Raw genomic sequence first — 7378 nt, forward strand, 5'->3', positions numbered from 1 at the left:
CCTGGCCCGGCTCGGCCCGGTGCAGCACGGACCCGGCGGACCCGAGGAGCCCGGCGACGCCCTCGCCGACCTGGTGCCCGAGCAGCGGGCCCTGCTGGACAGGCTGGCCGCCGGTGACACGATCGCCGCCGCGGCCGCGGCCGAGTATCTGTCGCTGCGCACCGCGAACCGCCGCATCGCCGAGGCCCGCGCGATCTTCGGGGTCCGCACCACCCGCGAGGCGGTCCTGGCCTACCTGCGCCAGCGCACCCAGAAATGAGCGCACCAAGAGACGACGGAGAGATGACCGACTCGCCGCGCGTCGCCCGCCTGGACGCCGACACTCTGGTGGAGCGCATCGCCGACATCACCGGCGTCCGGTTCGTCGTCGAGGGGCCCTGCCCGGGCGGTGAGGTCGGCGCCGCGTACGTGCGCTGGCCCGACGGCCGCCGGTCCGTGCTCAGCGAGGGCCACTCCCGCACCGGCCCGCTGCTCGACCGGGCCCGCGCCGCGGGCGTACCCACCGCCAAGCTGGAGCTGTCCGCCCACATCGACGGCCGCCGCGTCATCGTCCAGCAGTGCCTGCCCGGCGCCGTGCCGACACCCGCGACGACCAGCGCATCCCTGGTCGAGCAGATGGTCCGGGTGAACGCCCGCCTGCGGGGCCTGCTCGCCGACCGCCCGCTGGTCGCGCCGGTCGAGCTGCACCTGACCACCGACGGTCCCGGCTTCTGCCTGCACAAGCCCCTGATCGGGTACGACCGCAGGACCGCCCGGCTGCTGGACTGGGTGCACGAGGTGGGCGCCGCGACACCGGCGATCACCGGCGACGACCTGGTCCACTTCGACTACCACCCGTTCAACGTGCTGGTCGACCGCGGCCGCATCACCGGGGTGATCGACTGGGACGGCGCCGACCGCTTCGACGGCCGCTTCGACCTGGTGACGCTGCAGTTCCACCTGAGACGCTGGAACCCCGCCGCGACCGGCCCGGTGGACGAGGCGCTGGCCGGAATCCCGGCCGACCGCTACCGGGCCTTCTGGGCGCACATGAGCCTGCGGCAGATCGACTGGTCCATCCGCCACCACGACCACGCCACGGTCGACGCCTGGCTGGACATCGCCGAACCCGGCACCACCATCTAGCCCCGCACCGCCACGCGGACCGGCCCTAGCCGGGACGACGCCGCCGGACGCGGGACATGTCGACCGGGCGGGTCGGGTCCACCACCGCCGGCTCGCGCATCTCGCCCGCCCGCAACGGCGTCAGCGTGCGGTCGATGCCCTCCACGATCAGCCTGGTCGCCAGCATCGCCTGCGCCCCCGCCGTCCCAGCCAAGCCCGACAGGTCGACCGGCTCCCCGAAACGCACGTGCACCACCGGCCGCCGCACCAAGGCGCGCAGCACCGACGACACCAGACCCTTCGGCGCCGCGTACGGCAGGACCGCGTGCGTGCCCCACTGCGCCACCGGGAGCACCGGCGCGCCGGACAGGGCCGCCATCCGCGCCACCCCCGTCTTGCCCCGCTCCGGCCACATCCACGGATCCAGCCCGATCCGCCCCTCCGGGTAGACCAGCACCGTGGAATTCGCCTTCAACGCGGCGGCCGCGGCCGGCAACGCCTCCGACACCCGCGCCGTGCGCCGATCCACCCGGATGTGCCCCGACCGGCGCATCACCGCCCCGAACACCGGCGCCGTGAAGACCCCGCCGGTCGCCATGAACCGCGGCGCCAGCCCCACCCGCGCACACGCCGCGGCCACCATCGCCGGGTCGGCCGGGCTCACATGGTTGGCCGCCAGGATCAACGGCCCGCCGCGCAGCCTCGCCGGCACCTCACCGGAGACCCGCAACCGGCAGAACGGCCACACGATCGCCGGCGACAACCACAGCAGGAACCGCCACACCCACGGCACCCGCCACGAACCGGCCTCAGCCTGCGTCACGCAGCTCCGCCAGCCGCGACTCGATCTCGGCCAGCTGCGCCCGCAACCGCTCCGCCTCCTGCTCCGCCTCGGCCCGCTCCACCGCCAGGATCTGCTCCACCGCCTCCTGCACCCCCGGCACGTCCACCAGCGACACCATCCGCATCGCCTCCACCGGCTTGATCACATAGGGCTTCGCCAGCGTCTTCGACCCCTGGGCGGCGGCCACCGTCCACTCGCCCTCCGTGTAGGCGAGCGTCACGGTCAGCCCCGGCGGCGGTTTGGGCTTCGGCGCCCGCGCCGCCTTACGTGGAGCCGGCGGGGCCGGAGATGCGGCAGGGGACGCAGCAGGGGACGCAGCAGGGGAGTCGGTCACCGTCCCAGACTGCCCGGACGGCAGCGGCGGCGACGGGCGACGCGCGGGCGGCGGCTTGTCGATCACGAACTCCGGCTCCGGCCGCGGCGGAGCCTGCGGTGGGGACGGAGCCGCCTTCTTCCGCGCCGCCGCGACCGCACCCCGCGGCGCGACCAGCAGATCGGCGGGGGAGAACGGCAACTCGTCGCGCCCGAACCGCACCACCACCCACTCGTCGGACTCCGCCGGATCGGTCAGCCGCACCACCTGGCCCAGCTGACCCGCGATCTGCCCCGCCGACTCGGTGAACACCACCTTGGGCCGCCGCCCCGCCGCCACACCCTCCCGGATCCCCTGCACGTCACCCTCGGACAGACCTCGCACCCGCGTCGCCACTGACCCCACCCCTGTTCGTACGCCTGTATCAATGCTGTGGTCTTTCTACCAGCACCCACCGACAGGAATCCCATGACGCGCCTCATCCTGATGTGCGGCCTGCCGGGCGCCGGCAAGACCACCACCGCCCGCCGCCTCGCCACCGACCACAACGCGATCCGCCTCAGCCCCGACGAGTGGCTCACCGCACTGGGGCAGGACCTCTTCGACATCGCGATGCGCGACCGCGTCGAACAGCAACTCTGGCGCCACGCCCAGGACCTGCTCCGGCACGGCCAGAGCGTCATCCTGGAGAACGGCTTCTACGCCCGCACCGAACGCGACCACTATCGCGACACCGCCCGCGCCCTCGGCGCCCGGGTCACCCTCATCCACCTGCACGCACCCCTCGACATGCTCAAACAACGCGTCGAACACCGCGAGGTCGCCCTCACCGCCGAGCAGATGGACGAGTACGCGCCGCTGTTCGAGGCGCCCACCGACGAGGAACTGGCCACCTACGACGACGGGCGCCGATGGGTGACGCAGTAGTCCCGCCCGGCCGGATCCCGCAACGTCGTCCACTGCCCGGGCCGGCGCCGCACCACCGTGGCGCCCAGCGACTCGTGCCACGCCACCGTCGCCGCCGGGTCCTCGGCCGCCAAGTCGACGTGCATGCCCGGCGTCGACCCGCCGACCCGCTGGAACAACAACTGCAGCGGCTGCCCGGGCGCGCGTACCAGTCGCTCGAACTCACCCAGATCCGACGAGACCGGCTCCCAGCCCGCCAGCGCCGCCCAGAAGCGCAACTCACCATCGAAGTCCGCCACCGGCACGTCCAGGCACATCTGATCCACCACGCTGCCCCGCACCGGCGGCGGAACCACCCGCTCGCCCTGCCACCCGACCAGGCAGAACGCCAACCCGGCAGGGGAGCGGCACACCACCAGCCCATCCGCCGAGGACACCACCGACGCGCCCGCCTCCCGCGCCTCGGCGGCGGCCGCCGCGACATCGGCCACATGGAAATCCAGATGACCGCCGGGCGGCCCGTCGTCCACGATCTGCACGCGCAGAAAGGCGTCCCCCTCGGCCGGCACCAACGTCGCGAACCGGCCGCCGTCCCGCCGCGCGGACAAGGCCGACCCCGTCACCTCGGCCCAGAAGCCCTCCGCGTCACGCCCCGGCGAGTCCAGGAACCCCGTCATCCACATCACGTCCACGCCGTAGAGGAAACCATGCACCCAGGCCAGGTCGACATCACCCCGGCCACCGCGCACGCGCTCGCCACCGCCCAGTTCCCGCAGTGGCGCGACCTCCCGATCACCCCGGTCCGCTCCGGCGGCACCGTCAACGCCCTCTACCGCCTCGGCGACGACACCGTCCTGCGCTTCCCCCTCGAACCCGTCACCGACCCCGCCGGGCTCCTCGCCGAACAGGACCACGCCCGGCTCATCCAGCCCCACGTCCCGGTCCAGGTCCCGGAGCCGCTCGCCCTCGGCGAGCCCGGACCGGGGTACGCCGGCTACTGGACCGCCTACCGCTGGATCCCCGGCCACCCACCGGACGACCCATCAGGCGGCGGTGTGGCACCCGACGACCTGGCCGCCTTCGTCACCGCCCTGCACGGCATCGACACCGGCGGCCGCGTCTGGCCCGGCAACGGGCGCGGGGGACCGCTGCACGACCACGACGACTGGGTGCAGCACAGCCTGGCCCGCAGCGCCCACCTGACCGACACCCGGCGCCTCGCCGAGATCTGGGACGCCACCCCGGACCACCACGGCCCGGACGTCTGGATCCACGCCGACCTGATGCCGGGCAACCTGCTCGTCCGCGACGGCCGCCTCGCCGCCGTCATCGACCTCGGCGCGGTCACCATCGGCGACCCGGCCGTCGACTACATGCCGGCCTGGAACCTCTTCGACCCCGGCCGGGCCCACGGATACCGCCACGCCCTCGACGCATCCGACGAGGCCTGGCAGCGGGGCAGGGGATGGGCACTGCTCCAGGCCATCGGCTCACTCTGGTACTACGAACACACCAACCCGGCCATGCACACCACCGCCGCACGCACCCTCGACGCAATCCTGAAAATCACGACGATGTCGTAGGTGGGTGGGTGGTGCAGACCGCTGCTCCCGCCGAGGGTCGGTCGCTGCGCTCCCTCCACCTGCGTGCGTGGTCACCCTCGGCCGCTACGCGGCGGGCTGCGCCGCTGCGCGGGCACGCCATGACCCTCGATCAGTGTGCCCTCGATCAGTGCCCGTGCGACTGCCCGTGGAACTCGTGCACCACGGCATGCCCACGGCCGCGGGACATCATCCACCGGTTGACCGGCGTGGTCAGCACGAACGCCACCAGCAGCGCCCCACCCAGCGAGGCCCAGAAGAGCGCGCTGGACAGCCCCGCGTCCATCGCGCCCGGCACCGCCAGCAAGAACGCGTTGTCCAGCAGCTCCATGACCGCGATCGACACCGTGTCGGCGACCAGCGCCACCTTCAGCGCGCTCCCGAAGTCCAGCCCGGCGCGCAGCACGCCGCGCATCGTCAGCGCATACCCGAAAACGAACGCCAGCACGATCGCCAGCACCACCGTGGCCGCGTTGTGCAGCCCCAGCGCCGTGCCGATCACCATCCCCAGCACCTCGCCGATGGCGCAGCCGGTCAGACAGTGCAACGTAGCTGTGGCCGCGGCGGACCACGTCGCCTTGTGCTCCATGCCGAAGAGTATACCCCTAGGGGGTATATGCGCAAGGTGAGGGCCCTCACGATGCGACGACCCGTCACGCGCCTCAACACACCCCGGGGCCACGGCGCACACGTCATCGGCAGCGCCGGCGGACCGGACAACGTGTGGTGACGATCCGCCGACGCACAGAAGCACGGACTGCGCGGCAGCGCCGGCGAGGACGGACGTGGTTACGCGCGCTCACCGACATGGGTGAGCAGATCGCGGGGCGGGGCGGTTGTCGATCCCGGTCTTGCGGACGTTTCCACCCGCGGGCATCGCGTAGGCGCACCGGATCTGTGAGATCGGCTACGTTGGCCCACGTTGGCCGAGGTTCGTGCTTTCCGGTGGCGGCGAAATCCTGAGAGAAACACGTACACAGAAGATTGACGTTCGTACCAGGTCGATAATTGACATTATGTCAACCTGAGCGCGGATGGCAGACTGACGCCCATGGCCAAGGATCATGCCGCCGCCGAGCGAGGCGACGCCCGCCTCGACACGCTCGCCGACGACTTTCTCAAACGGCCCGGCGTCGACTGGGGCCGCATGTTCTCAACCGTCGGGCTGCGCGTCCGCGGCAAGGTGTTCGGACTCGTCAACCACGCCGGCGAGCTCATGGTCAAGATCCCGCAGGCACGGGCGGACGAGCTGGTCTCCCAGGGCGCGGTCACCCGCATCGTGATGAACGGCCGCACGATGCGCGAATGGGTCGAGATGCCCTACGCCGCCGGCGAGGACGCGTGGCGCTCGCTGCTCGGCGAGGCGTACACGTATCTGGACGAGATCACGCCACGTTGATAATGGACAAATGCTGCATAATATGTCTTATGCAGCATGGGCGAGGCTAGAGCGTCAACCTGACCACGCGACACCGACGACCGCGTAAGCCACAGCCGAAACGCGCGCGGCAACTTCATGGAGCGTCGGGGCTCCCCCACGGTCGGCACGGCCCGCGCCACTCCCCTCGATCCGACTCCGGCGGAACTGTCGATTTCGCGGGCGGCTGTTCGTCTTACTGCGACGTATCCCCTGCCGACGAGGAGCAACGATGAAGTACATCATGTTGATCTATCAAGGCTCGGCGCTCGCCGAGCAGGCCGCGCTCCCCGAGGAGGAGCAGAAGCAGGTCTACGCCGACTATCAGGCGATCAACCAGACGCCGGGGGTCACGCCGGGGCTACCGATGGGCCTGGCGGAGAACGCGACCACCGTGCGAGTGCAGGGCGGCCGGACGTTGACGACCGACGGCCCGTTCGTGGGGATGAAGGAGGCCGTCGGCGGCTGGTTCATCCTGGAGGCCGACGACATCGACGCGGCCATCGAGGTGGCGTCGCGCGTCCCGGCGGCGCGCTACGGCGGCGCGGTCGAGATCCGGCCGTCGGAGGTGTATTGGTAGCCGGGCTGGACGAGGTCTTCCGCCGGGAGTGGGGTCGTGTCCTGGCGGCTCTGATCGGCGTCCTCGGGGATTTCGACCTCGCCGAGGACGCCGCGCAGGAGGCGTTCGCGATCGCGGCGGATCGCTGGCCGCGGGACGGGGTGCCGGACAATCCGCGGGCCTGGCTGATGCGGACGGCGCGTAACCGGGCCACCGACCGGGTCCGCCGCGAGGGGGTGCTGGCGGCCAAGGTCGGCCTGCTTGCTGCCGAACACCGTCGGGCCGAGGTGCCGATGAACACGTCGTTCCCGGACGAGCGTCTGGAGCTGATCTTCACCTGCTGTCATCCGGCGCTGGCGGTCGAGGCGCAGGTGGCGCTGACGCTGCGCACGCTGGGCGGGTTGAGCACCGATGAGATCGCCCGGGCGTTCCTGGTGCCGGAACGCACGATGGCGCAGCGGCTGGTGCGGGCCAAACGGAAGATCAAGGCGGCGGGGATCCCGTTCCGGGTGCCGCCGGATCATCTGCTCCGGGAGCGGCTGGATGCCGTTCTGGCGGTGGTGTATCTGATCTTCAACGAGGGTTACGGGGGTCGGGACGAGCTGGCGGCCGAGGCGATCTGGCTGGGTACGGC

10 protein-coding genes and 1 pseudogene are annotated in these 7378 nt (G+C 71.8%); 7 read left to right on the top strand and 4 right to left on the bottom strand.

Annotated features, from left to right (window positions below; all coding sequences use genetic code 11):
* Together AB0M20_RS18300 and AB0M20_RS18305 are read left to right on the top strand one after the other, a co-directional pair.
* Nucleotides 1-259 (top strand): annotated as a pseudogene (locus tag AB0M20_RS18300) (LuxR family transcriptional regulator); the annotation flags it as partial.
* 23 nt (nucleotides 260-282) lie between these two features.
* Nucleotides 283-1125 carry a phosphotransferase gene (locus AB0M20_RS18305; RefSeq protein ID WP_364299537.1) on the top strand — a complete coding sequence of 281 codons (843 nt, stop codon included), beginning with the start codon at nucleotides 283-285 and terminating at the stop codon, nucleotides 1123-1125.
* 25 nt (nucleotides 1126-1150) lie between these two features.
* Here the strand turns inward: AB0M20_RS18305 and AB0M20_RS18310 are convergent, their stop codons facing one another.
* A complete protein-coding gene (locus AB0M20_RS18310; RefSeq protein WP_364299555.1) occupies nucleotides 1151-1897 on the bottom strand; it encodes a lysophospholipid acyltransferase family protein in 747 nt (248 codons plus the stop codon).
* Nucleotides 1898-1913: 16 nt separating this feature from the next.
* On the bottom strand, nucleotides 1914-2657 hold the full coding sequence (locus AB0M20_RS18315) for a hypothetical protein (RefSeq protein WP_364299539.1): 744 nt from the start codon (nucleotides 2655-2657) through the stop codon (nucleotides 1914-1916).
* A 72-nt stretch (nucleotides 2658-2729) separates the two neighbouring features.
* Between AB0M20_RS18315 and AB0M20_RS18320 the strand changes: the two genes are divergently transcribed.
* Nucleotides 2730-3188: an AAA family ATPase gene (locus AB0M20_RS18320; RefSeq protein ID WP_364299541.1), complete on the top strand. Its 459-nt coding sequence runs from the start codon at nucleotides 2730-2732 to the stop codon at nucleotides 3186-3188.
* Here the strand turns inward: AB0M20_RS18320 and AB0M20_RS18325 are convergent.
* A complete protein-coding gene (locus tag AB0M20_RS18325; protein WP_364299543.1) occupies nucleotides 3155-3844 on the bottom strand; it encodes a VOC family protein in 690 nt (229 codons plus the stop codon). The genes AB0M20_RS18320 and AB0M20_RS18325 overlap by 34 nt on opposite strands.
* A gap of 30 nt (nucleotides 3845-3874) precedes the next feature.
* Here AB0M20_RS18325 and AB0M20_RS18330 point away from each other — a divergent pair, with 30 nt between their 5' ends.
* Nucleotides 3875-4750, top strand: a complete 876-nt coding sequence (locus AB0M20_RS18330; RefSeq protein ID WP_364299545.1) for an aminoglycoside phosphotransferase family protein — start codon at nucleotides 3875-3877, stop codon at nucleotides 4748-4750.
* 145 nt (nucleotides 4751-4895) lie between these two features.
* On the opposite strand, the gene AB0M20_RS18335 is transcribed toward AB0M20_RS18330, so the two are convergent.
* A complete protein-coding gene (locus AB0M20_RS18335; protein ID WP_364299547.1) occupies nucleotides 4896-5357 on the bottom strand; it encodes a DUF4396 domain-containing protein in 462 nt (153 codons plus the stop codon).
* Nucleotides 5358-5819: 462 nt separating this feature from the next.
* Between AB0M20_RS18335 and AB0M20_RS18340 the strand changes: the two genes are divergently transcribed.
* The 3 genes from AB0M20_RS18340 to AB0M20_RS18350 all read left to right on the top strand — a co-directional run.
* Nucleotides 5820-6167, top strand: a complete 348-nt coding sequence (locus AB0M20_RS18340; RefSeq protein ID WP_364299549.1) for a TfoX/Sxy family protein — start codon at nucleotides 5820-5822, stop codon at nucleotides 6165-6167.
* A gap of 250 nt (nucleotides 6168-6417) precedes the next feature.
* Nucleotides 6418-6765, top strand: coding sequence for a YciI family protein (locus AB0M20_RS18345; protein ID WP_364299551.1), 348 nt, complete (start codon nucleotides 6418-6420; stop codon nucleotides 6763-6765).
* Nucleotides 6759-7378: sigma-70 family RNA polymerase sigma factor (locus AB0M20_RS18350; RefSeq protein WP_364299553.1), on the top strand; the 620-nt coding region annotated here is incomplete at its 3' end. The genes AB0M20_RS18345 and AB0M20_RS18350, both read left to right, overlap by 7 nt.

Origin of the sequence: Actinoplanes sp. NPDC051633 (assembly GCF_040681735.1) — a bacterium.
In the GTDB taxonomy this organism is placed as follows: Bacteria; Actinomycetota; Actinomycetes; order Mycobacteriales; family Micromonosporaceae; genus Actinoplanes.